The sequence below is a fragment of the Rhizobium sp. SG2393 genome (genome assembly GCF_042610495.1).
In the GTDB taxonomy this organism is placed as follows: Bacteria; Pseudomonadota; Alphaproteobacteria; order Rhizobiales; family Rhizobiaceae; genus RU20A.
In genome coordinates this window covers 1,427,491-1,450,756 of the sequence record NZ_JBHGAP010000001.1, presented here as the reverse complement: position 1 = coordinate 1,450,756, position 23,266 = coordinate 1,427,491, and the positions used below count along the sequence as shown (strand labels likewise).

The 23,266-nt window shown below is 65.7% G+C and carries 22 protein-coding genes; 10 read left to right on the top strand and 12 right to left on the bottom strand.

The features are described from left to right. Positions 1 to 13: 13 nt before the first annotated feature. On the bottom strand, positions 14 to 1,378 hold the full coding sequence (locus tag ACED18_RS06805; RefSeq protein ID WP_377290250.1) for a DEAD/DEAH box helicase: 1,365 nt from the start codon (positions 1,376 to 1,378) through the stop codon (positions 14 to 16). Positions 1,379 to 1,869: 491 nt separating this feature from the next. Here ACED18_RS06805 and ACED18_RS06800 point away from each other — a divergent pair, with 491 nt between their 5' ends. Then, a complete protein-coding gene (locus ACED18_RS06800) occupies positions 1,870 to 2,316 on the top strand; it encodes a host attachment protein (protein WP_377291083.1) in 447 nt (148 codons plus the stop codon). Positions 2,317 to 2,556: 240 nt separating this feature from the next. Here ACED18_RS06800 and ACED18_RS06795 read toward each other — a convergent pair whose 3' ends face one another. Both ACED18_RS06795 and mnmD read right to left on the bottom strand, forming a co-directional pair. Next, positions 2,557 to 4,137 (bottom strand): trimethylamine methyltransferase family protein, encoded by a 1,581-nt coding sequence (locus ACED18_RS06795; protein WP_377290248.1) that lies wholly within the window; start codon positions 4,135 to 4,137, stop codon positions 2,557 to 2,559. A gap of 127 nt (positions 4,138 to 4,264) precedes the next feature. After that, the gene (gene mnmD, locus ACED18_RS06790) at positions 4,265 to 5,014 is read right to left on the bottom strand and encodes a tRNA (5-methylaminomethyl-2-thiouridine)(34)-methyltransferase MnmD (protein WP_377290246.1); all 750 of its coding nucleotides are present in this window, start codon (positions 5,012 to 5,014) and stop codon (positions 4,265 to 4,267) included. Between the two features lie 114 nt (positions 5,015 to 5,128). Between mnmD and ACED18_RS06785 the strand changes: the two genes are divergently transcribed. Beyond that, positions 5,129 to 6,271: an NAD(P)/FAD-dependent oxidoreductase gene (locus tag ACED18_RS06785; RefSeq protein WP_377290244.1), complete on the top strand. Its 1,143-nt coding sequence runs from the start codon at positions 5,129 to 5,131 to the stop codon at positions 6,269 to 6,271. 73 nt (positions 6,272 to 6,344) lie between these two features. Here ACED18_RS06785 and ACED18_RS06780 read toward each other — a convergent pair whose 3' ends face one another. Continuing rightward, the gene (locus ACED18_RS06780) at positions 6,345 to 6,746 is read right to left on the bottom strand and encodes a PRC-barrel domain-containing protein (protein ID WP_377290242.1); all 402 of its coding nucleotides are present in this window, start codon (positions 6,744 to 6,746) and stop codon (positions 6,345 to 6,347) included. Between the two features lie 172 nt (positions 6,747 to 6,918). Here ACED18_RS06780 and ACED18_RS06775 point away from each other — a divergent pair, with 172 nt between their 5' ends. From ACED18_RS06775 to ACED18_RS06745, 7 genes are all read left to right on the top strand, one after another. Then, entirely contained in the window at positions 6,919 to 7,626 is a 708-nt protein-coding gene (locus ACED18_RS06775; protein ID WP_377290240.1) for a DUF1045 domain-containing protein, read from the top strand. Between the two features lie 109 nt (positions 7,627 to 7,735). After that, positions 7,736 to 8,656, top strand: coding sequence for an allantoinase PuuE (puuE, locus tag ACED18_RS06770; RefSeq protein WP_377290238.1), 921 nt, complete (start codon positions 7,736 to 7,738; stop codon positions 8,654 to 8,656). A gap of 290 nt (positions 8,657 to 8,946) precedes the next feature. After that, positions 8,947 to 9,669 carry a L,D-transpeptidase gene (locus ACED18_RS06765; RefSeq protein ID WP_377290236.1) on the top strand — a complete coding sequence of 241 codons (723 nt, stop codon included), beginning with the start codon at positions 8,947 to 8,949 and terminating at the stop codon, positions 9,667 to 9,669. 103 nt (positions 9,670 to 9,772) lie between these two features. Beyond that, entirely contained in the window at positions 9,773 to 10,279 is a 507-nt protein-coding gene (gene uraD / locus ACED18_RS06760) for a 2-oxo-4-hydroxy-4-carboxy-5-ureidoimidazoline decarboxylase (protein WP_377290234.1), read from the top strand. Between the two features lie 36 nt (positions 10,280 to 10,315). Further along, positions 10,316 to 10,867, top strand: coding sequence for an ureidoglycolate lyase (locus ACED18_RS06755; RefSeq protein ID WP_377290232.1), 552 nt, complete (start codon positions 10,316 to 10,318; stop codon positions 10,865 to 10,867). Positions 10,868 to 10,913: 46 nt separating this feature from the next. Then, positions 10,914 to 11,291 (top strand): hydroxyisourate hydrolase, encoded by a 378-nt coding sequence (uraH, locus tag ACED18_RS06750; protein ID WP_377290230.1) that lies wholly within the window; start codon positions 10,914 to 10,916, stop codon positions 11,289 to 11,291. A 240-nt stretch (positions 11,292 to 11,531) separates the two neighbouring features. After that, entirely contained in the window at positions 11,532 to 12,710 is a 1,179-nt protein-coding gene (locus ACED18_RS06745) for a GGDEF domain-containing protein (RefSeq protein ID WP_377290228.1), read from the top strand. Between the two features lie 12 nt (positions 12,711 to 12,722). Here the strand turns inward: ACED18_RS06745 and ACED18_RS06740 are convergent, their stop codons facing one another. The 4 genes from ACED18_RS06740 to ACED18_RS06725 all read right to left on the bottom strand — a co-directional run bounded on the left by ACED18_RS06740 (position 12,723) and on the right by ACED18_RS06725 (position 17,527). Continuing rightward, entirely contained in the window at positions 12,723 to 13,865 is a 1,143-nt protein-coding gene (locus ACED18_RS06740) for an L-lactate dehydrogenase (RefSeq protein ID WP_377290226.1), read from the bottom strand. Between the two features lie 108 nt (positions 13,866 to 13,973). Next, complete coding sequence (gene guaD / locus ACED18_RS06735; RefSeq protein WP_377290224.1) at positions 13,974 to 15,281, bottom strand: guanine deaminase; 1,308 nt, start codon at positions 15,279 to 15,281, stop codon at positions 13,974 to 13,976. Beyond that, the gene (locus ACED18_RS06730) at positions 15,278 to 16,522 is read right to left on the bottom strand and encodes a urate hydroxylase PuuD (protein ID WP_377290222.1); all 1,245 of its coding nucleotides are present in this window, start codon (positions 16,520 to 16,522) and stop codon (positions 15,278 to 15,280) included. Before ACED18_RS06730 ends, guaD begins: the two co-directional genes overlap by 4 nt. A gap of 102 nt (positions 16,523 to 16,624) precedes the next feature. Then, positions 16,625 to 17,527 carry a LysR substrate-binding domain-containing protein gene (locus ACED18_RS06725; RefSeq protein ID WP_377290220.1) on the bottom strand — a complete coding sequence of 301 codons (903 nt, stop codon included), beginning with the start codon at positions 17,525 to 17,527 and terminating at the stop codon, positions 16,625 to 16,627. Between the two features lie 102 nt (positions 17,528 to 17,629). Between ACED18_RS06725 and ACED18_RS06720 the strand changes: the two genes are divergently transcribed. After that, a complete protein-coding gene (locus ACED18_RS06720) occupies positions 17,630 to 17,872 on the top strand; it encodes a hypothetical protein (RefSeq protein WP_377290218.1) in 243 nt (80 codons plus the stop codon). Here ACED18_RS06720 and xdhC read toward each other — a convergent pair. The 4 genes from xdhC to xdhA form a co-directional block, all read right to left on the bottom strand. Further along, entirely contained in the window at positions 17,842 to 18,660 is an 819-nt protein-coding gene (xdhC, locus tag ACED18_RS06715) for a xanthine dehydrogenase accessory protein XdhC (protein WP_377290216.1), read from the bottom strand. The two genes, ACED18_RS06720 and xdhC, sit on opposite strands and share 31 nt — an antisense overlap. A gap of 281 nt (positions 18,661 to 18,941) precedes the next feature. Continuing rightward, complete coding sequence (locus tag ACED18_RS06710; RefSeq protein WP_377290214.1) at positions 18,942 to 19,421, bottom strand: endonuclease domain-containing protein; 480 nt, start codon at positions 19,419 to 19,421, stop codon at positions 18,942 to 18,944. Continuing rightward, a complete protein-coding gene (xdhB, locus tag ACED18_RS06705) occupies positions 19,418 to 21,757 on the bottom strand; it encodes a xanthine dehydrogenase molybdopterin binding subunit (RefSeq protein ID WP_377290212.1) in 2,340 nt (779 codons plus the stop codon). Before xdhB ends, ACED18_RS06710 begins: the two co-directional genes overlap by 4 nt. Further along, positions 21,757 to 23,232 carry a xanthine dehydrogenase small subunit gene (gene xdhA / locus ACED18_RS06700; protein ID WP_377290210.1) on the bottom strand — a complete coding sequence of 492 codons (1,476 nt, stop codon included), beginning with the start codon at positions 23,230 to 23,232 and terminating at the stop codon, positions 21,757 to 21,759. Before xdhA ends, xdhB begins: the two co-directional genes overlap by 1 nt. Positions 23,233 to 23,266: the final 34 nt, after the last annotated feature.

The window sequence follows — 23,266 nt, the reverse complement described above, 5'->3', positions numbered from 1 at the left end:
GCCCTGTTGCCCGTTACGCCGTTTCGCGGCGGCGCTGGCCGTTGCCGCGGTTCTGGCCGCCGGCGTTCTGGCCGGCATTGCCGCCATTGTTCTGGCCGCCGCTCGGGCGGGCCGGACGGTTGTTGCGGCGGTTGCGCTTGGCCTGGGCGTTTTCGTGCGCGGCCTGGGCGGCCGGGCCCTGGCCCTTGCGGTGCTGGCTCTGCTTGCGCTTCGGCTGCTGGCCGGCGGGGGCGCCCTGGGCGCGGACCGGGGGCTCGCCGCTGGCAACGGCGATCTCGATCTTCATCAGCTTTTCGATGTCGCGCAGCAGGCGCACTTCATCCGGCGCGCAGAAGGCAATCGCGATACCGTCGCGGCCGGCGCGGGCGGTGCGGCCGATGCGGTGGACATAGGCGTCCGGCACTTCCGGCAGATCGTAGTTGAAAACGTGGGTGACGGCCGGGATGTCGATGCCGCGGGCGGCGACGTCGGTGGCGACCAGCACCTTGATCGTGCCGTCCTTGAAGCCGGCAAGCGCACGCTCGCGCTGGCCCTGGCTCTTGTTGCCATGGATGGAGGCGACCTTGAAGCCGATGGTTTCGAGGTGCTTCGACAGCTTCTCGGCGCCATGCTTGGTGCGCGAGAAGACGATGGAGCGGCCATCGGGATTGTCGGCCAGCGTCTTGCGCAGGATGTCGGTCTTCTGTTCCTTGCCGGCCACGAAGTGCACGTACTGCTCCACCTTGTCGGCAGCCTTGCCGGGCGGTGTCACTTCGACGCGCAGCGGATCGGTCAGGTAGTCGCCGGCCAGTTCCGCGATCGCCTTCGGCATGGTGGCGGAGAAGAGCAGCGTCTGGCGCTTCTTCGGCACGAGTCTCGAGATCTTGCGCAGGTCGTGGATGAAGCCGAGGTCTAGCATCTGATCGGCTTCGTCGAGCACGAGGAAGCGCGCCGTCGTCAGCGTCACGGCCTTTCGGTTGATGAGGTCGAGCAGGCGGCCCGGCGTGGCGACGAGAATGTCGGTGCCGCGGGCCAGCGTTTCGATCTGGCGGTTGATGGAGACGCCGCCGACGACCGTCGTGATGCGGATCGGCGACTTGGCGACGAAGGTCTTCAGGTTCGCGGCGATCTGGTTGACGAGTTCGCGGGTGGGCGCGAGCACGAGAGCGCGGACGTTGCGCGGATCGGCGCGGCGGTTTTCAACGGTCAGGTTCTGGATCATCGGCAGGCCGAAGGCGGCCGTCTTGCCGGTGCCCGTCTGGGCGAGGCCGATGACGTCACGGCCTTCGAGCACGATCGGGATCGCCTTTTCCTGGATGGGGGTAGGGGTCTCATAACCGGCGGTCGCGAGCATGGAAAGCAATTGCGGCGACAGGCCGAGGTCGGAGAAGGTGGTCAATATCTTTGCCTTTCGGGGGCGCCAAAGCACAATCCCCGGGACGGCCGCATGCCGATCCGGTGTCTCTGGCGTCAAGAACCCCGCGTGATTGGGAACTTGTGGGTTGATTGAGTTGGCGTCAGGCGGCTGGCCACGGAGTGCGGCAACAGGTATCTCGCGCCCGCCTTCCTCGCAGAACAGTCTCTCTGCACGGCGCTCACGCGGCTGCCGGAAGGTACGCTGGCCTGCATGTCGGTGTTTTCGCCCGGAAAGTCAAGCGATTTTCCCGCAGTGCGAAAGGCGCGCCCGGCCCGGTGTGCCGTCCGGATGGCCGGAGCGGCCCTTTCCAGGGTGCCGTTTCTGTCGGCGCCCTCTGATCCGTTCCGCGATCTCACGGCATCGTGATGGAAACGGGATGGGAGAGCTGCGTTGGGCCCGGGTGCTGTTTGCGTCCGATTGTTGCTGTCCGGCGCACAGCCAAGCGATATCGATGAAAGGACCACCTTATGACCATGACGAACACCTGGATTCTCGCCGCCGATGGCAACAGCGCCCGGCTTCTGAAGGGCGTCAATCTCGTGAAGGACACGGGCTCGCTGCCGGAGCAGGAGGTCTTCGAGATCGAGACCAAGCAGGCCAAGGACATCATGAGCGACAAGCCCGGCCGCAGCCACTCCTCGGTCGGTCCCGGTCGCTCGGCGATGGAATATTCGTCCGATCCGGTTCAGGTGGAGCAGGAGCGGTTTGTGGCCGACCTCGCGGCCAAGCTGGATGCCTATGCGGCCGATGGCGCCTTTGACGGGTTGGTCGTTTGCGCGGCGCCGCAGACGCTCGGTACGTTGCGCACCGTGATGGGCGCCAAGGTGCGCGAGAAGACGGTGGCTGAGATCGACCGCAACTATACGAACCTGCCGACGGAGCAGTTGATCAGTTCGGTGCGGTCGGTGGTGTTTCACTGAGGGTGGGCTGGCGGAGGCTTACCCCCCTCTGCCCTGCCGGGCATCTCCCCCGCAAGGGGGGAGATCGGCTTGGAGCAACACCTTCGCCAGGACATGGCATTTCGGCATTTTCCGCGCTGGCTGAGAGCGAGCGTTTGCCTCCAGCCAATCTCCCCCCTTGCGGGGGAGATGCCCGGCTGGGCAGAGGGGGGAACCTGCGGGCGCACCGTCGGTTCCATGCGGGCCACGCCGCAGTCCCCCTCAAAAATCCGTCGCCACGCCGCCTTCCGCCTTCCGCTTCGCCACGAAGGCATCCAGCTCCTCCTCGATGGCCGGGTCGAGTGGCGGGCGCTCATACTGGTTGAGCTTGTCCTTGAAGATGCGGTTGGCGTGGTCGTAAGTGGTGGGGCGGCCGGCTTCGGTCCAGGTTTCGAAATTGCGCCAGTCGGAGAGGATCGGCGAATAGAAGGCGGTCTCGTAGCGGGCGAGCGTGTGGGCGGTGCCGAAATAGTGGCCGCCGGGGCCGACGTCGCGCACGGCGTCGAGGCCGAGCGCATCGGTGCTGACATCGAGCGGCGTCAGATATTCCGCCACCATCTGCAGGAGATCGACGTCGAGGATGAATTTCTCGAAGGAGGCGGTCAGGCCGCCTTCCGTCCAGCCGGCCGAATGCATGATGAAATTGCCGCCGCCCTGCGTGACCGCCCAGAGCGAGAGCGCCGATTCATAGGCCGCCTGCGCGTCGAGCGTGTTGGCGGCGTTGGTGTTGGAGGTGCGGTAGGGGATCTTGTACTTGCGGGCGAGTTGCCCGCCGGCCACCACGGCTTTCATGTATTCCGGCGTGCCGAAGGCTGGGGCGCCGGTCTTCATGTCCACGTTGGAGGTGAAGCCGCCATAGACGACGGGCGCGCCCTTCCTGACCATCTGCGTGAAGGCGATGCCGCAGAGCGCCTCGGCATTCTGCTGCACCAGCGCGCCGGCGATCGTGACGGGCGCCATGGCGCCGGCCAGCGTGAAGGGGGTGACGACGACGACCTGCCCGCGCGAGGACATTTCGATGATGCCCTGCAGCATGGGACCATCGAGGCGCAGGGGCGAGGAGGTGTTGATGATGGTGAAGAGCGAGGGTTCGCGTTCCATCTGCTCCATGGAAATGCCACGGCCGATGCGGGCGATCTCGATGCCATCCGTGTTGCGCTGCTGGCCCAGCGAATAGACGTGGAAGACCTTGTCGGTGAGTTTGACGAGGTCCGAAAGGCAGTCGAGGTGGCGCACGGAGGCGTGGATATCGACGGGCTCGACGGGATAGCCGCCGGTGGTGTGAACCACGTCATACATCTGCGCGAGCTTCACCAGCTTGCGGAAATCCTCCTGATTGCCGGTGCGGCGGCCGCCATCGCGGTCGGCCACGAAGGGGGCGGAGGCGATCTGCGCGAAGACGAGGTTGTTGCCGCCGATCCGGACGTTCCGCAGCGGGTTGCGGGCATGCATGGTGAACTGCTCGGGAACGCTCGCCATCATTTCCATGATGAGGCCGCGGTCGAAGCGCACACGGTCGGTGCCGGGCGTCACATCCGCGCCGGCCGCCTTCATGCGCTGGCGGGCCTCCGGCAGGATGATGTCCATGCCGATTTCCTCGAGGATGGTCAGTGATGCCTCATGAATTGATTCAAGGGCTTCGGGCGAGAGCACAGAAGACTTCTCGATCGTATTGATCAGATTGAGATATTTCGATCCGGGGCCGAGCTTTCGGCCGCGCTCCGCGCCGCGTCCGCCGCTGCGCCGACGGCGCTCCACCGGGGTTGCGCCCGTCTCGATAGCTGCACCCTCGTGCTCGTCCATGATGCTCTTCCCGTCCTCGATTCCGATGGTGGGAAGCTCGCAGATTTTTCCGACACGGGCTCTGCCAAATGCGACAAGCCAGTTCGACCGCAAGGGCTTGTTTTGCTTCGATTGCGCCGTTTGCGTGTCAATCCGCGACGGATGGCGCCACGGCAGGCTTTTCGCCGCATAGCATCTCGCGTTTTCCCGCATAGCCCTTGCGGCGTTCGATGGCAAAGCCGGCGGCCTGCAGGTTGCGGCGCACGAAGCCCGCCGCGGCATAGGTGCCGAAGCGGCCGCCGGGGCGGGTGAGATCGTGGACGCGGGCGAGCGTTTCGAGCGACCACATGGCGGGGTTGCGGGACGGGGCGAAGCCGTCGAGATACCAGGCGTCGAAGGGTGCTGCCCAGGCTGGCAGCGTTTCCATCACGTCGCCGCAGACGACGGTCAGGGTCACGTCACCGGTAAAGGCAAGCTTAACGTGGCCTGCGGGCGCCGCGGGCCATTGCGCGACAAGTTCACCCCGTTCGCGGTCGATTTCCGGCCAGCGGGAGAGCGCCCGGTCGATCTCTTCTGCCGTCATGGGGTAGCGTTCGAAGGAGGTGAAGGCGAGGCTCGATCCTTGCACCTGCGTTTCCCGCCACTGGCGCAGCGTCTCGCAAAAGTTCAGGCCGGTGCCGAAGCCGAGTTCGCCGATCGAAAAGGCGGCGGGTCGGCGCCAGCGTTCCGGCAGGCCGTTGCCGCCGAGGAACACGTGGCCGCATTCGGCGCGGCCGTCCTCGCGGCAATAAAAGTGATCGCCAAAGGTGGGGGAATAGGGCATATCGCCGTCGTGCCAGGTCAGCGGCGCGGCGGCTTCGATACCGGATTCCGGGTTCGGATGCTGCGTGTTCGACATGGTGGTCGCGATAGCGCAAAACGGGGCGCGGCGAAAGCGGATCCGGGAGTCGCATCAGCGGTTTGCCGGTGGACCTTCATGTTTTCGTGAGCATGTTTTCTCAAAGGATGAGCAATGGCGGATCTGGTGATCGTCGGCGGCGGCATCATGGGTCTTTGGGCCGGTGTGCACGGCGTGCGGGCCGGGATGGAGACGCTGGTGCTCGATGCGGGCCACCCCGGTTCCGGCGCCAGCGGCGGTCTGCTCGGGGCGCTGATGCCGCATCTGCCGGAGCGCTGGAACGAGAAGAAGCAGTTTCAGCTCGAGGCGCTGGCAAGCCTTGAGGGCGAGATCGCGGCACTGGAAGCGGCGACGGGACTTTCCGCAGGATACAGGCGCACCGGCCGCCTCCTGCCGCTGTCGAAGCCGCATCACCGGGTGCTGGCCGAGGCGCGCGCGGCGCAGGCTGCGACTCTCTGGCAGGTCGCGGATCAGGTGTTTTCCTGGCGGGTCATGGACCGGCCGGAGGTCGAGGGCTGGCCGGATCCCGCGGCCTGCGAGGCCGGCGTGGTGGTGGAGACGCTCGCCGGGCGGGTCTCGCCCCGCGCCATGATCGCGCTTCTGGTGCGGTTTCTGGAGATGTCACCGCTTGCCTCCATCCGGCCTCACGCGAAGGTCGTGGCGGTCGAGGGGGGCGGGAGCGCCGTGGTTCTGGCCGATGGCGAACGGATCGGCTTCGGCCATTGCGTGATCGCTGCCGGTCCCGGCGCCTTTCCGCTGATCGACGGGCTCGTGCCGGATCGCGCTGCTGCCAGCGGCCGACCCGTGAAAGGGCAGGCGGCGTTGGTGGCCGGCGGCGGGGCCGAAGGTCTGCCGGTTCTCTTCCAGGACGGGCTCTACATCGTCCCGCATGACAATGGCACGGTTGCCATCGGCAGCACGAGCGAGGATGCGTTCGACGATCCCTTCGGCACCGACGGGCAGCTGGACGATCTCCTGTCGCGGGCCGTTGCGCTGGCGCCCGCGCTGGCCGGTGCACCCGTCATGGAGCGCTGGGCGGGCCTGCGGCCCCGGGCGATCGGGCGGGAGCCGATGGTGGGTCGGCTTGGGGCACACCCCGCCGTTTCGGTGCTCGCCGGCGGGTTCAAGGTCAGTTTCGGGCTGGCGCATCTCTTGGCGGAGGCGGTCATCGACGAGGTGGCCAGGCAGCCGCCCAAACGAAAGCTCCCCGCATCTTTCGATGTCGGGGAGCATATCAGGCTCATGCGGCGCGGGTGATCGTCAGACGGCGAACTTCATGTTCTGAATCAGAGTCACATCCTGCCGCCAAGCCATTGATGCCGATTCACAATTACATCCAGTAGGGCGGCACGCCGTAGTAGTCGTAGATCTTGCGGCCGTTATCGGCGCTCCAGCTGTAATCGTCATCGCTGTCATAGCGCGGGGCGTTTTCCACCTGGTCGCGCGTCACGTCGGTGCGGTAGCCGCCGAGGCTTTCATCATAGGTCAGCTTCGACCAGGGCAGCGGGTAGTGATCGTGGCCGATGCCGAGGAAGCCACCGAAGGCGAGCACAGCATAGGCGACGCGGCCAGAGCGCTTTTCGATGATGACGCGCTCGATGGAGCCGATGTGCTTGCCATCGCTGCCGTAGACCTTCGTGCCTTCGACCTTATCGCTGGCGATCAGGTCGTGGGTTTCGCGAACGGAGGCGTCGCGGACGCCATGGGTGGAGGCGGTGTCCTGATAGGTCATGGTGTTTCTCCCTGTTGTTGTCTGAAGGGGAAATGCGGGAGAGTCGGGATGGTTCCGCGTCACTTTCGCGTGCCCACCGCAGGTTTCGTCAAGCTGTCACGCAAATCACCTAGCAAGCGGCCTCAAGAACAGGCCTGCGCCAATGCGTGCGCGGCCGAACGGAGAGATCCCGATGCGGTATGCGATTCATTTCACGCCGCCGATCCATCATCCGCTGGCCATTGCCGCGGCAGGCTGGCTTGGTCGCAATGTCTATTCGGGCGATCAGGTGGATCATCCTCCGGTTGCCGGTTTCACCCAGCGCGAGATCGCCTTTCACACCGCCCTGCCGCGCCGCGACGGTTTTCACGCGACGATGAAGGCGCCGTTCCGGCTGGCCCCGGAGGTCAGCGAAAGCGACCTGCTCAAGGCGCTGATGCGCTTTGCCGGCACGATCGAGCCGATCGTCATCGAGCAGCTGGAGGTGGCGCGCCTTGGCGAATTCATGGGGCTCCTGCCGCATGCGCCGAGCGAGGCGGCGGCCTATCTTGCGGCCCGCACCGTGCAGGAATTCGATCATTTCCGCGCACCGCTGACGGAAGCGGAAATCGAGCGGCGCGATCCCTACCGCCTGTCGGCCGCGCAGTTCGCCAATCTGCACCGCTGGGGCTACCCTTACGTGATGGATGAATATCGTTTCCACATGCCGCTGACGGGGCCGGTGGACCGCACGCTTGCCATGCGGCTGGAGCCGGCGCTCAGGCAGGTGTTCGAGCCGCATCTTGCGGAACCGCTGAAGATCGCCAGTCTCGCGCTCTTCATCGAGCCGGAGCCGGGCGCGCCGTTCCGCGTCCATTCCCAGCATCCGCTCGGCCGCATCGGCGTGAAGCGTTCGGCCTGAGGACGCGCGGCCGGCAGGGCGAAATCGTCCTGTGCATGTGCAGCAAATCCATCTCGACTTTCGCAAGGCCGATGCTACCGTCGGGCAAAAGACGAGAGGGTGACAGAGCATGACAGACACGGCCTATCCGCGCGATCTCATCGGCTACGGGCGCCATCTTCCCGAGGTGCGCTGGCCGGGCGGGGCGAATATCGCGGTGCAGTTCGTCGTCAATTACGAGGAGGGCGGCGAGAGCTGCATTCTCGACGGCGATCCGGCATCGGAGTGCCTGCTGTCTGAGATCGTCGGGGCACAGCCCTGGGCCGGGCAGCGCAATCTCAACATGGAATCGATCTACGAATATGGATCGCGCGCCGGCTTCTGGCGCCTGTGGCGGATGTTCACGCAGCGCAACCTGCCGGTCACCGTCTATGGCGTGACGCTTGCCATGGCGCGCAATCCGGATGCCGTGGCGGCCATGAAGGAAGCGGGCTGGGAAATCGCCAGCCACGGCTATCGCTGGCTCGAATACAAGGATTTTCCCGAAGATGTGGAGCGCTGGCACATCACCGAGGCGGTGCGCCTGCACACGGAGCTGACCGGATCGCACCCGCGCGGCATGTATCAGGGCAAGCCGTCGGCCAATACGCTGCGGCTGGTGATGGAGGAAGGCGGTTTCCGCTATTCCTCCGACAGCTATGCCGACGAATTGCCCTTCTGGGTGCCGGGGCTGACGGCGGACAAGCCGCATCTCATCATTCCCTACACGCTCGATGCCAACGACATGCGCTTTGCGACAAGTCAGGGCTTCAATTCGGGCGACCAGTTCTTCACTTACCTCAAGGACACGTTCGACGTGCTCTGGCAGGAGGGCGAGGAGGGCAGCCCGAAGATGATGAATATCGGCCTGCATTGCCGGCTCGTCGGACGTCCCGGCCGTGCGGCGGCGCTGGCGCGGTTCCTCGATTATGTCCAGTCGAAGGACAAGGTGTGGGTGACGCGGCGCATCGACATCGCCGATCACTGGTACGCGCACCACAAGCCGGCCTGAGGGCCGGGACGCGGCTTGTCCACAGCTGCTGCCTTTGCACGATTTCGTGAAGGGCGCGTGCAGGGGCTGGCGCAAAGCGGGCGCTAATCTTTCCCACCGCGCAAAGGCTTGCGCGCCACCTTCACGATCAAGTGGGCCCGCAGCCTGCTTCATCATCTGTTGCGCGCTTGCGTCACCGCCTGGATCGCTCATGGCGTGGCCTTCCGGTGGGGTGGACAGGGCAGGGTGGGGCGGTATCTCTCCGGGCAGGGCCTGCATCCTCCCGGCCGGCCCAGGAAGAAGAGCCTCAGATGTCACCGATTTCCCGCCGTACTTTCGTTTTCGGGGCGCTTGCCGCGCCCGCCATCCTTTCCGGCTGCGCGACCACCGCCGGCAACGGCGCGCCCGCAGGGCCGGTCGCCACGCCGGTCGTGGCCCGCCGCCCGATCGTGTCCACCACGGAGGCCGAGCTTCAGGCCCGCTATGCCGCCTTTGAAGATGACGGCCATCTTGTGCCGGCCGTGCCCTATGAGCGGATGGACCCGAAATACTACCGCCAGCGTGTCATCGACCCCACCGGCGAGGCGCCCGGCACGGTGGTCGTCGATACGCCGGACCGGTTCCTCTATCTCGTCGAGCCTGGCGGCACGGCCATGCGCTATGGCGTTGGCCTCGGCCGCGAAGGTTTCGCCTGGGAAGGCGAGGGCGTGATCCACTGGCGGCAGAAATGGCCGCGCTGGAAGCCGCCGGCAGAGATGATCGCGCGCCAGCCGCAGCTTGCCCAGTATTCGGTGGAGAATGGCGGCATGGAGCCGGGCGTGAAAAACCCGCTCGGTGCGCGTGCGCTCTACATCTTCAAGGAGGGCAAGGATACGCTCTACCGCCTGCACGGCACGCCGGAATGGAACTCCATCGGCAAGGCTGTGTCCTCGGGCTGCGTGCGCCTCGTCAACCACGACATCGTCGATCTCTACGAGCGCGTGCCCTATCACGCCCGCATCGTCGTCTACCAGGGCGAGATGGCGCGGGTCTGAGACAGGCATCTCATCCTGCGGTTGGAGAAAGGGCGCTTGGGCCTTGTCTTCAGGCCGGCTGCGCTTTTATGGTCGTCGTCTTGAGTTTGATGAAGGACGGCGCATGACCCGTGATGACTTCGTCGCCCGCTTTGGCGGCGTATTCGAACATTCCCCCTGGATTGCCGAGCGGGCTCATGATGCCGGTGGCGTGGATGGCGGCGGGGAACTGACGGCGGGACGGGTGCACGGGGTGCTTGCAGCGCAGTTTCGCGCCGCGTCTGACGCCGAACGGCTTGGTGTGCTGAACGCCCATCCCGATCTCGCCGGCAAGCTCGCCATTGCCGGCGGGCTGACGGAGGACAGCCGCAAGGAGCAGGCCGGCGCCGGCCTCGACCGCCTGTCGCCGGAGGAGCACGCCCGTTTCACGGCACTCAACAGCGCCTATGTCGAAAAATTCGGCTTTCCTTTCATCATCGCAGTCAAGGGGCTGACCAAGGACGATATCCTCGCTGCCTTCGAGACGCGCATCGACAACAGCGTGGCGGCCGAATTCGAGACGGCCTGTGCGCAGGTCGAGAAGATCGCGCGCCTCAGGCTGGAAGCCATGCTGCCGGGAGAGGCAGCATGAGGGGAAAGTCGTTTCATCGGGCGGGGAGGGCCTGAGATGACGGAACCTGCAGGCACCGCACTCACCCGGCTTTCGCCGCCCATCGGCCGGGCGCCGGAACTCCTCACCATAGAGCCTTTGACGGCAGAGGCCTTCAAGCCGTTCGGCAGCGTGATCGAGGCCGATCCGGCATCCATGCGCCTCATCAATGGCGGCACGACGGAGCGCTACCATGCGCTGGCCGAGGCCGAGGCGCTGGGGGCTGGCGCGAAAGTCATCATCAGCCTGTTTCGCGGCCGGCCGCGCAGTTTTCCCTATCATGTCGGCATGATGGAGCGGCATCCCGAGGGATCGCAAAGCTTTTCGCCGATCGACAATCAGGACTGGCTGGTCGTCGTTGCGGCGGACGAGGGCGGGCGTCCCGGTGTGCCCCGCGTCTTCCGCGCCACGGGCCGGCAGGGGATCAACTACCGCGCCAATGTCTGGCATCACCCGCTGATGACCTACGGGGCCGAGCAGGACTTCGTCGTCGTGGACCGGATGGGCCCGGGCGGCAATCTGGAGGAGCACGTCTATGCCGTGCCCTTTCTCATCGATGCACCGGCCTGAGCGGGGCAGGACGCGTGACGAACCGGCAGGAACAGGGGAACGAGCCATGAGCGCAGGCAGCACGGAAAAAGTCGGGCGATTGACCACCCATGTCCTGGATGCCGCGGCGGGAACGCCGGCACGGGGGCTTGTCATCGACCTCTACCGCATCGAAGGCGAGGCGCGGATCTGCGTGAAGCGGGTGGTGACCAATGATGATGGCCGGGTCGACGGGCCGGTGCTGACCGGGGCCGAACTGACGGTCGGTGTCTACGAACTTGTGTTCCACGCCGGCGACTATCTGCGCGCGGCGGGCGTCGCCCTGCCTGAACCGGCCTTTCTGGACATCATTCCCCTGCGCTTCGGGATCGCCGATGCGGGTGCGCATTATCACGTGCCACTGCTTCTCTCGCCCTACAGCTACTCTACCTATCGCGGCAGCTGACGCCGGCTTTCTTCCAGTCGGGCAGCGGAGCACTTTCAGTGCCCTGCAGGGCGCGCCTTGCATCTGCGGCAGGGCCGGCCTGACGGGATGAGGGTGGTCTTTGTGGATGACATGCGTTAGGCGACTGTTTCCAATCGCGGCGAATCTGCATGTAAAACCGCAGGCTTGCCGAGGGGCGGTCGCGCGTGGGGCGTGCACCGGACCACGAAACCGACGACAGAGAAGCGGACAAACGGTTCAATGCCTGCGGCTACACTGCCCATCGTCATCAATATTCTCGTGGCGGGCATGTTCGTCGCCAGCTTCCTGACGATTGCGCATCTCAATCCCGAGTTTCCGCGCATTCGCTGGTTTGCCCTGAGCTATGCGGCGGGCATGCTGACGCCGGTTGCGGAATTCCTCCTGCCATTGATGCCGGTGCAGGCACCCTTCCTCGTGATGAGCTATGCCGGGCTTTTCATCGGTATCGTGCTGATGTCGCCGGCGCTTTCCATGCTTTACGAGCGGCAACCGGCCTGGCGGGTGGTCGGTGCGATCATCGTGGCGGGTATCGCCGTTCGCATCGCGATCTGGAACGGGCCGCGCGGGGTCTTCTGGTACGAGATGGCCTATCAGATCCCCTTTGCCGTCGCGTCTTTCCTGTGCGTCGTCACCTTCGTCAAACATGGCCGCAATACGGGTTTCGACCGGGCGGCCAAGATGCTGTTCTTCATCATCGGGCTGCACTTTCTGCTCAAGCCCTACTTTGCCGTGACGATGGGGCCCGGCATGACCGCGGCCGACTACATTCGTACCCATTATGCGCTGATCTCGCAGGCGACATCGGGGATTTTGCTGATTGCAGCCGGCCTGCTCGTGCTGATGAACGCGCTGCATGTGGTGGTCCTGCGCGACCGGCAGAGGGCCACGACGGACCCGCTGACGGGACTTGCCAACCGGCGCGCCCTGCATGCCGCCTTCGAACGCCTGATGCGCAAGGATGGCGGCGCCAACCTCTACGTGGCCCTGTTCGACATCGACCGTTTCAAGGCGATCAACGACAGCTGGGGGCATGATGAGGGCGACAAGGTGATCTGCGGCTTCGCCGACTGCCTGAGACAGACCGCGCCGGCAAACGGGCTTGTGGCGCGGATCGGTGGCGAGGAGTTCGTGCTGCTGATGACGGCGCCCGACGTGGAAACGGCACAGGCGCTGTGCGAGGCGGCGCGCATGTCTGTCTCGCGCATCTCCTTCGGGCTGGCCGGCACGGTGACGGCGAGCGCGGGCTTCACCGGCGCGCTTGCCGGAGAGGATCTGGGCGCGGCGCTCGCCCGCGCGGATCTGGCGCTCTACCGCGCCAAGGAGAACGGCCGCAACCGTGGCCTCTACGAGCCCGCGATCACGCGGGGGGCGCGCCCCGGCATGACGCGGTTGCGGTAAGGCCGGCCGCCGTTATCCCTCGAGATCGAGTATGTCGCGGTCTATGCCGTTGATGTCGCGGCGGCCGCAGAGCGCCATGGAGAGGTCGAGTTCCCTGCGGATGATCTCCAGCACGCGCGTCACGCCCGGCTTTCCCATGGCGCCGAGCCCATAGAGGAAGGGGCGGCCGATATAGGTGCCCCTGGCGCCGAGTGCCACCGCCTTCAGCACATCCTGTCCGGAGCGGATGCCGCCATCCACATGCACCTCGATCTTGTCGCCCACCGCCTCGACGATGCGCGGCAAAGCGGAGATGGAGGAGCGGGCGCCATCCAGTTGCCGGCCGCCATGATTGGAGACGATGATGGCATCCGCGCCGCTATTGGCGGCCATCTTCGCGTCCTCGACATCGAGAATGCCCTTGAGGATGAGCGGCCCGCCCCAGAGACGGCGGATCTCCTCGACATTTTCCCAGGACAGGCGCGGGTCGAACTGCTCATGGGTCCAGACCGCCATGGAAGCGATGCTTTTGACATTCTGCGCATGGCCGATGATGTTGCCGAAGCTTCGGCGCTTCGTGCCGAGCATCTTCAGCGCCCAGCCGGGCCGGGTCGCCACCTGCCACATGTGCTTCGGCGTGAATTTCGGCGGTGCGGACAGCCCGTTGCGCAGATCCTTGTGACGCTGGCCGAGGATCTGCAGGTCAATCGTCAGGACGAGCGCCGAGCAATGCGCCGCCTTGGCGCGGTGGATCAGATTTTCCACGAACCTGCGGTCGCGCATCACGTAGAGCTGGAACCAGAAGGGCTTGCTGGTCGCAGACGCCACGTCCTCGATCGAGCAGATGCTCATGGTGGACAGGGTGAAGGGGACGCCGAACTCTTCCGCCGCCTGCGCCGCCAGCATCTCGCCATCTGCATGCTGCATGCCGGTCATCCCGGTCGGCGCCAGTGCCACGGGCATGGCGACCTTTTCGCCGAGCATGGTGGTCTCGAGATTGCGGTCGCTCATGTCCACCAGCACGCGCTGACGCAGCTTGACCTTCGCGAAGTCCGCCTCGTTGGCGCGGTAGGTGCTCTCCGTCCAGGCGCCGCTATCGGCATAGTCGAAGAACATTTTTGGCACACGACGCTTGGCGAGCGCCTTCATGTCGCTGATATCGAGGGGCAAGGACATGGGGAGATCCGGCTATCTTGTTTTGCTGGAAGCGATCTAGCACTTCACGGCATGGACGGGCAGTGGGAAAGTTCCGACTGGTCAAGCGGATTGACCAGTGCTCCGATCTCAGAGCGCAGCCTTCAGCGGCTCGCCGGCGACGTAGGTTTCGACGATGGTGCGGTCGTCGCCCATGGTCTGCATCAGGAAAAGCTCTTCGGCGAGCGTCGTGACCACCTCGGCCTTGAGCGCCATGGCGGGTGTCGCGCGCATCGACAGGACGACGATGTCGGCGTCGCTGCCGGCTTCGAGCGTGCCGATGCGATCGACCAGCGACAGCGCTTCGGCATTGCCGCGCGTCATCAGGTAGAAGCTCTCCATCGGGTTCAGCCGTTCGCCCAGCAATTGCTGGATCTTGTAGGCCTCGTCCATGGAGCGCAGCATGGAATAGCTGGAGCCGCCGCCGATATCGGTGGCGACGCCGATGCGAACCGGCTTGTCCCGCCGCGCCAGTTCCTTCAGCGGGAAGAGGCCGGAGCCGAGGAAGAGGTTTGAGGTCGGGCAGTGGACGGCGACCGAGCCCGTCTCGCTCATGGCATCGCGCTCGCGCTCGGAGAGGTGGATGGCGTGGCCGAAAAGCGTCTTTGGACCCATCAGGCCATAGCGGGCATAGATGTCGGTATAGTCGGCCGCTTCCGGGTAGAGCGAGCAGGTGAAATCGATCTCGTCGCGGTTTTCCGACAGATGTGTCTGGATATGCAGGTCGGGGAATTCGGCGGCGAGCGCCTGAGCCGCCGACATCTGCTCCGGCGTCGAGGTGATGGCGAAGCGCGGCGTGATGGCGACGTGGTTGCGGCCCTTGCCGTGCCATTCGGCGATGACGGCGCGGGTCTCGTCATAGCCGAGTTCGGCTGTGTCGAGCAGGCCCTGCGGGGCGTTGCGGTCCATCATCACCTTGCCGGCCACCATGCGCATGTTGCGGCGCATGGCTTCCGCAAAGAAGGCATCGGCTGAAGTCTTGTGGACCGAGCAGTAGGCGACCGCCGTCGTCGTGCCGTGGCGGATCATCTCGTCGAAGAAATGCGTGGCGATGCGCGCCGCATGGGCGCTTTCCACGAAGCGGCATTCCTCCGGGAAGGTATAGGTGTTCAGCCATTCCAAGAGATTGGCGGCGTAGGAGCCGATGACCTGCATCTGCGGGAAATGCAGGTGCATGTCGATGAGGCCGGGCAGCAGAAGATGCGGGCGGTGATCCACCTCCTCGGCATCGCCGGGGGCTGCGGCCTTGACCGTGGCGTAGGGGCCGGCAGCGGCGATCACGCCATCCACCAGCAGCAGGCCGCCGTCTTCCTCGTAGGTCCAGGCGGCGGTGTCGTCGATGGCAAGCGGCGCGCGGTGAAAGGTCAGCGTGCGCCCGCGCAAGAGGCGGGCGGTCATCGGGTGGCCTCACTGGCAACGGCGCTCTCATACCAGGCGGTCACGAGCTTGCGCTCCTCCGGCGTCATTTCGGAGACATTGCCGGGCGGCATGGCGTGGCTGCGGCCGGCCTGCAGGTAGATTTCGCGCGCATGGGAGGCGATCTCGGCATCCGTCTCCAGCTTCACGGCCTTGGGCGGGCGCACGATGCCCTCATAGACGGGCTCGGCCGCATGGCACATGGAGCAGCGGGTGGAGACAGTGTCCTTCACGGCCGGGAAATGGGCATTGTCGGCAAAGCGCTGGAAGACGGGGGCGGGCGCCTCAGCGGTTTCGTCCTCGCCGGTCAGCACCTTCGGCACAGTGGAAAGCCACATGATCAGGATGAAGAGGATCAGCGTCACGATCCAGGTCCAGGTCGGCTTTCCCTTCCGCGCATGGGTGGTGTTGAACCAGTGGCGGATGGTGACGCCCATCAGGAAGACCAGCGCCGCGATCACCCAGTTGAAGGCGGTGCCGAAGGCCAGCGGATAGTGGTTCGACAGCATGAAGAAGATGACGGGCAGCGTCAGGTAGTTGTTGTGCAGCGAGCGCTGCTTGGCCTGGGCGCCGAGCTTCGGGTCCGGCGTCCGGCCGGCCTTCAGATCCGCCACCACGATCTTCTGGTTGGGGATGATGATGAAGAAGACGTTGGCCGACATGATGGTGGCGGTAAACGCGCCGAGATGCAGAAAGGCGGCGCGGCCGGTGAAGAGCTGCGTATAGCCCCAGGCCATGGCGACCAGCACCACGTAAAGCAGCGCCATCAGCCCCCAGGTGTTCTTGCCGATCGGCGACTTGCAGAGCAGGTCGTAGCAGATCCAGCCGACCGAGAGCGAGGCAAGCGAGATGAGGATGGCGACGGGGGCGGAAACGTCGAGCACGTGGCGGTCGATGAGGAAAAGATCGGCGCCGCCGTAATAGACCAGACAGAGCAGCAGGAAGCCCGACAGCCAGGTCATGTAGCTTTCCCACTTGAACCAGGTCAGGTGCTCGGGCATGGCGGCCGGGGCCACGAGATATTTCTGGATGTGGTAGAAGCCGCCGCCGTGGACCTGCCACTCCTCGCCATAGGCGCCCTGGGGCAAATGCGGCCGCTTCACCAGGCCGAGATCCAGCGCAATGAAGTAGAAGGATGAGCCGATCCACGCGACGGCCGTCACCACATGCAGCCAGCGGACAGCGAAATGCAGCCATTCCCAGGCGATGGCGAATTCATACATGCGGTTCCCCTTCTTGTTTTTCCGCACTGCACATTGCGCAAAATTCGCGGCGGAGGGAAGGGGCCGCATGCGGCATCCACGGCTGATGGCCGCCGCGTTCGCTCACATGGTGCTTGCCGTGCCATCCGTTGCAAGGGCTGCGAGGATCCAGTCGCGAAAGGCGCGGATCTTCGGCACGTTGCGGCGGCTTTCGGGATAGGTGAGCCAGTAGTCGCGCCCGTCATTGGCGGTGAGCGGAAAGGGCTGGACGAGCCGGCCGGCGGCGATGTCCTCGGCGTAATGCTGCGGGCTGACGATGGCGACGCCGGCGCCCGCCATGGCCGCGCCGGCATCGAGCGCCTGAAGGCCGAAGGCGTGTGGCGGGCGGCGGTCGAGCTCGGAGGCATCGACGCCGGCGGCGGAAAACCAGACTTTCCACCAACTGTCGCCAGGGCTGATGATCGGCAGCGTCAGGAGATCGGCGGGGGTCTGGAGATTGGCCTCGGCCGCAAGCCTCGGGCTCATGACGGGCGCGAAATCGAGCCGCATCAGCAGATGGGCGGCAATGCCCGGCCAGTTGCCGTCACCCCAGCGGATGGCGAGATCGGCGGGCTCGCGGGCGAAATCGAAATTGATGGGAATGGTTGTGAGCCGCACCGCAATGGTGGGGTTGCCGAGCTGGAAGGCACCAAGCCGGGAGGCCAGCCACTGCTGGGCAAAGGTCGGCGTCGTGTAGAGGTTGAGGATATCGTCGCCGGCGCGCATGGAGGCGAGCGCCTCATCCAGAATACCGAAGGCCTCGCTCACGCGCGGTTGCAGCCGCTGGCCGGCTTCCGTCAGCGCCACCTGTCGCGGGCGGCGCAGGAAGAGCTGTTCGCCGAGCCGGTCCTCAAGCTGCTTGATCTGGTAGCTGACGGCGGTCTGGGTGAGGCCCAGTTCCTGTCCGGCGCGGGTGAAACTCAAATGCCGGGCGGCGGCCTCGAAGGTTTGCAGCGCGTTCAGCGGCAGGCTGCGCGGGCGTTTCATGGATCAGCTTTCCTCATGCATGCAGACCGATCTTCCATTGATCAATCAGCATGTTCGCTCGCATCCTGCAAGGGCGATGCATGAAGGAAGCGGGGTTTCGGGATGGTCATTCTCGAACGCGATGCGGCGGTGCCGACGGACCCGCAGGCTGCCGGGGCGACGGGTGGATATCGCTGGCGTTTCACAATCCGGCTCGTCGCCCTGTTGCGCCGGATCGGCAAGCTCAGCGACAGGCTGGCTCGGCAAGCGCTGGATCTGGAGATCCTGTCGGACGAGAGGCGCCGCGACCTCGGCTTTCTTGACGGGCGGCCGATCTATCGGCCGGATGATGTGCCGCGCTGGTGAGCGGCAAGCGCCGTCAGGATTTCGGCGGCCGTCAGGGCCGCGATCACGGCGGGGCGTTTGTCGCGCACCGCGCTGCCGCCGATGGGGAGCGTCAGGCGATCAAGGGCTGCGGGATCGCCGCCCTCGGCGGTGAAGGCGTGGGCGAAGGTGGCGCGTTTCGATTTGGAGCCGATCATGCCGACATAGGCGAGGTCATGGCGGGCGAGCGCGCGGGTCGCGATGAGGAAATCGAGTGCATGATCATGGGTGAGGATGACGATGGCCGCGCCCGGTGCGGCGCGATCGATCTCCGCTTCCGGAAGCGGCGTGGCGATGGCGGTCGTGTCCGGCGGAAGGTCCGTCAATTCCTCCGGGCGGGTTTCGACGACCATGACGGTGAGCGGCAGGGGGGCGAGGGCTGCGGCGAGCGCCTTGCCGACATGGCCGGCACCGAAGAGCCACACTTGCGGCCGGGCGGCGCGCTCGTCGCTTTCCTGCATCAGGAGCGTTTCGCGCAGGCTGGCGTTGCAGGCGGAGAAGACGAGTTCGGTGCGGCCGCCGCAGCATTGGCCGATTTCGGGGCCGAGGGGAATATCCAGCCTGTCCGGCATGCTCTCGCCGGCCAGCATCCGGCGGGCGTGATCGATGGCGATGAATTCGAGTTGCCCGCCGCCGATCGTGCCGAAGAGGGTGTTGCCGGAGACCAGCATGAAGGCACCGGCCTCGCGCGGCGTCGAGCCTTTCGCAACGGCAATCGCCACGTGGATGAGAGCGGGGTGGCTGTCGAGGAAGATTGCGAGCGGCGTCATGGGGTCAGGCATGACGAAGCGGCGTGATGGGCTTCGCCCCCCTCATCCGCCTGCCGGCAACTTCTCCCCGCCGGGGAGAAGAGGGCTGGGCGAGAGCGCTCGTTCGCGGTCGGGCGTTCTGGAAGAAGAGCAGCCGAGGGAGATCACGGCATGAGAGAGGAACGGTGACGGTGCCGACGACCCTTCTCCCCAGCGGGGAGAAGGTGGCCCGAAGGGTCGGATGAGGGGGGACTTTCGGCGCTTTGTGCATCGTGTTCATCCCCGGCGGCTGCCCTCGCACCTCAGCAGCCCTCGCCGTCACCCACGGGCGGGCGGGGCGGCTGGTAGCGCAGGCCGGGATGGGCGGCGGGGTCGAGGCGGCCTTCGAGCGCATCGAGGATGATGGCAAGGATGTCGCGGCGTTGCGCGCCGATATCCTGCGCCCAGAAGCGCAGCACGCCGAAACCTTGCATGGCCAGCCAGTTGTCGAGCTGCCGGTCGCGCGGGTCGCGGGTCTGGCGCAGGCTGTCGATCTGCACGGCGAGCTTTGCATCGCGGCAGAGATAGTCGATCACATAGGGGCCGAATGGCGCCTGGCGCACGAAGCGGTGGCCCTCCAGTTGCCCGTCGCGCAGGTCATGCCAGAGGCGCAGCTTCTCTTCCGTCTCGCGGCTTTCGCGCGAGCCGGCAATGCCCATGCCCGAACCGGGACCAGGGCCGGAGGGGCCGCCGGCGCCCGGACGCCGGCTGTTGCGGTCGCCGGGGCCGCCCCGCCCGATCATGCGCCCGCCTTCAGCCGCTCGACGGCCATCAGCACGCGTTCGGGCGTTGCCGGCGCATCGAGACGCGGGCATTCGCGGTAATCGGCAACACTCGCCACGGCCATGGAAAGCGCTTCCAGCACGGAGATCGGCAGCATGAAGGGCGGTTCGCCCACGGCCTTCGAACGGCCGATGGTCGGTTCGGCATTTTCCGACCAGTCGGCGAGCCGCACATTGAAGACCTTGGGTCGGTCGGAGGCGAGCGGGATCTTGTAGGTCGAGGGCGCATGCGTGCGCAGCCGGCCCTTGCCGTCCCACCACAGTTCCTCCGTCGTCAGCCAGCCCATGCCCTGCACGAAAGCGCCTTCGATCTGGCCGATGTCGATGGCCGGGTTCAGCGACTTGCCGACATCGTGCAGCACATCCACCCGGTCCACCATGTATTCGCCGGTCAGCGTGTCGATGGAGACTTCGGAGACGGAGGCGCCATAGGCGTAGTAGTAGAAGGGTGTGCCGCGCCCCGTTGTGCGATCCCAATGGATCTTCGGCGTCTTGTAGAAGCCGGCGGCCGACAGCTGCACGCGGGCGAAATAGGCGAGCTTGATGAAGTCAGGGAAGGGGATCAGCTCGTCGCCGACCTTCACGTGATGGGGCACGAAGCGGATATGCTCGGGCGCGACCTGAAAGCGTTCGGCGGCGAAGGCCACGAGGCGCTCCTTGATCTGGCGGGCCGCATCGAAGGCGGCCATGCCATTCAAGTCGGAGCCCGACGAAGCGGCGGTGGCCGAGGTGTTCGGCACCTTGCCCGTGGTGGTCGCGGTGATCTTCACCCTGTCTATATCGACCTGGAAGGCATCGGCCAGCACCTGCGCGACCTTGGTATAGAGGCCCTGGCCCATCTCGGTGCCGCCATGGTTCAGGTGGATCGAGCCATCCTGATAGACATGCACCAGCGCGCCCGCCTGGTTGAAGGCGGTCATGGTGAAGGAAATCCCGAACTTCACCGGGGTCAGCGCGATGCCCTTGCGGATGACGCGGCTTGTCCGGTTGAAGTCGAGGATCGCGGCGCGGCGGGCCTGATACTGGCTCGTCTCTTCCAGTTCCGCGACGATGCGGGCGGCAATATTGTCCTCCACCGTCTGGTGGTAGGGCGTCAGATCCCGGCCGGAGCCGACCGCGCCGTAGAAATTGCGCTTGCGGATCTCGAGCGGATCGACGCCGATCCGGTAGGCGATCTCCTCGATGATGCGCTCGCCGCCCACCATGCCCTGCGGGCCGCCGAAACCGCGATAGGCGGTGTTGGAGACCGTGTTGGTCTTCAGTGGCTCCGAAGTCAGGAGCACATGCGGATAGAAATAGGCATTGTCGGCGTGGAAGAGGGCGCGGTCGGTGACCGGGCCGGAGAGGTCGGAGGAATAGCCGCAGCGGGCGGCATAATTGGCTTTCACCGCCTGAATGCGGCCCTCGGCGTCGAAGCCGACATCGTATTCGACGAGGAAATCATGGCGTTTGCCGGTGGCCGTCATGTCCTCGTCGCGGTCGGGGCGGAATTTCACCGGGCGCTTCAGCTTCTTGGCCGCGACGGCGGCGAGCACGGCGAACTGGTTGCCCTGCGTCTCCTTGCCGCCGAAACCGCCGCCCATGCGGCGCACCTGCACGGTGACGGCATTGGAGGGCACGCCGAGCACGTGCGCCACCATATGCTGCACCTCGCTCGGGTGCTGGGTGGAGGACCACACCGTCACCTCGTCATCCTCGCCGGGAATGGCGAAAGCGATGTGGCTTTCGAGGTAGAAATGCTCCTGCCCGCCGATGCGCATGCTGCCCTGCAGGCGCAGATCCGCCGTCTCCAGTTCGGCTTCGGCCTCGCCACGGCGCAGCGTCAGCGGCTTGGTTACCAGCGTACCGCCGGCGGCGCGGGCATCAAGGATGTCGGTGGCGTGCGGCAGATCGCTGTACTCGATCTTCGCCTTGCGGGCGGCACGCCGCGCGATGTCGCGGGTCTCGGCGATGACGGCGAAGGCGGGCTGGCCATGGAATTCAACCAGACCATCCGCCAGCACCGGCTCGTCATGCAGATGGCTCGGCGAGATGTCGTTGGAATGCGGCATGTCGCGGGCCGTCAGCACGGCAACGACACCGGGCGTGGCGATGACGGCGGAGAGATCCATGGAGACGATCTCGGCATGGGCCCGGTCGGTCATGCCGAGTGCGCCATGCAGCGTGCCGGCCGGTTCGGGAATGTCATCGATGTAGTCGGCGGTGCCGGCCACATGCTTGTGGGCGCTGTCGTGGCGCAGCTTGGTGTGCATGCGGCCATTGACGGCCTTGCGGTCCTCGAAGGTCGATCCGTCCATCAGGCCACTCCCTCGTAGCGGACGAGTTCGGCGCTTTCGCCCTTCGTTTCCAGGTAGAAGCGCGTGAGCAGGTTCTTCGCCGTCAGCAGGCGGTAGGCGGCGGTGGCGCGCCAGTCCGTCAGCGGCTGGTAATCGGCCTTGAAGGCGGCGCGGGCGGCGTTGACCGTCTCCTCCGTCCAGGGCTTGCCGATGAGGGCAGCTTCGACCGCTTTCGCGCGCTTCGGCGTGCCGGCCATGCCGCCGAAGGCGATGGTGGCCGACGTCACGGTGCCGTCGTTGCCGAGCGCGATGCGGAAGGCGCCGCAAAGCGCCGAGATATCCTCGTCACGGCGCTTGGAGATCTTGTAGACCGCGTAATGCGCACCCGGTTTCGGTGCCGGCACGAAGACGCTTTCCAAGAACTCGTCCTTGCGGCGGTCCTGCCGGCCGTATTCGATGAAGAAGTCTTCGAGCGCCAGTGTGCGGCTGCCGGTGCGCGCCGTCAGCGTGACGGTCGCGCCCAGCGCGATGAGGGCGGGCGGCGTATCGCCGATGGGCGAGCCGTTGGCGATGTTGCCGCCGATCGTGCCCATGTTGCGCACCTGTTCGCCGCCGATGCGGTCGATCAGCCGGCCAAGCGCGGGATGGAGGCGGGAAAGCGCCGTGAAGGCACGCGAATAGCTCACACCCGCGCCGATGGTGATCCCGTCAGGCGTCTGCGAGACCGTCTGCAGCGCATCAATGCCGGTGATGAAGACGACCGGGTTCAGGGCCCGCATCTGCTTGGTCACCCAGAGGCCGACATCGGTGGAGCCGGCGACGATGGTGGCGCTGTGATGTTCGGACAGGATATCGGCGAGTGCCGCCGGCGTCTGCGGCACCATGAGGCGCTGGTCGCCCTTGCCGGTGACGATTGTCTGCTCACCTTTCATGTCCGCGAGGCGCTTGCGCACCATTTCGCGGGTCTTTTCGATGGGGTCGAAGACATCCGCCGGTCTTGCCTTGGCGGCCGCTTCCGCCGCCTTGACGATCGGCTCGTAACCCGTACAGCGACAGAGATTGCCTTGCAGGGCCTTTTCGATTGCCGCGCGCGACGGGTTGTCGTTCGTGAGCCACAGTCCGTAGAGCGACATGACGAAGCCCGGCGTGCAGAAGCCGCATTGCGAGCCGTGATAATCCACCATTGCCTGCTGCACGGGATGCAGGGCGCCATCCTTGCCGGCGAGATGCTCGACCGTCACCACATGGGTGGCGTGGAGCGAGCCCACGAAGCGGATGCAGGCATTGACGCTTTCATAGGCGAGCGCGCCATCGACGATACGGCCGACGAGCACGGTGCAGGCGCCGCAATCGCCTTCCGCGCAGCCCTCCTTGGTGCCGGTCAGCCGGCGGGCGAGCCTCAGATAATCCAGCAGCGTCTCGGTCGGGTGCAGTTCCGACAGCGCTACTTCGGTGTCGTTCAGCAGAAAGCGGATGGTGTTGGCGGTCTCGCTCATCGAACCCCTTCGTCGTGCTGGCCGGTTGATCCGG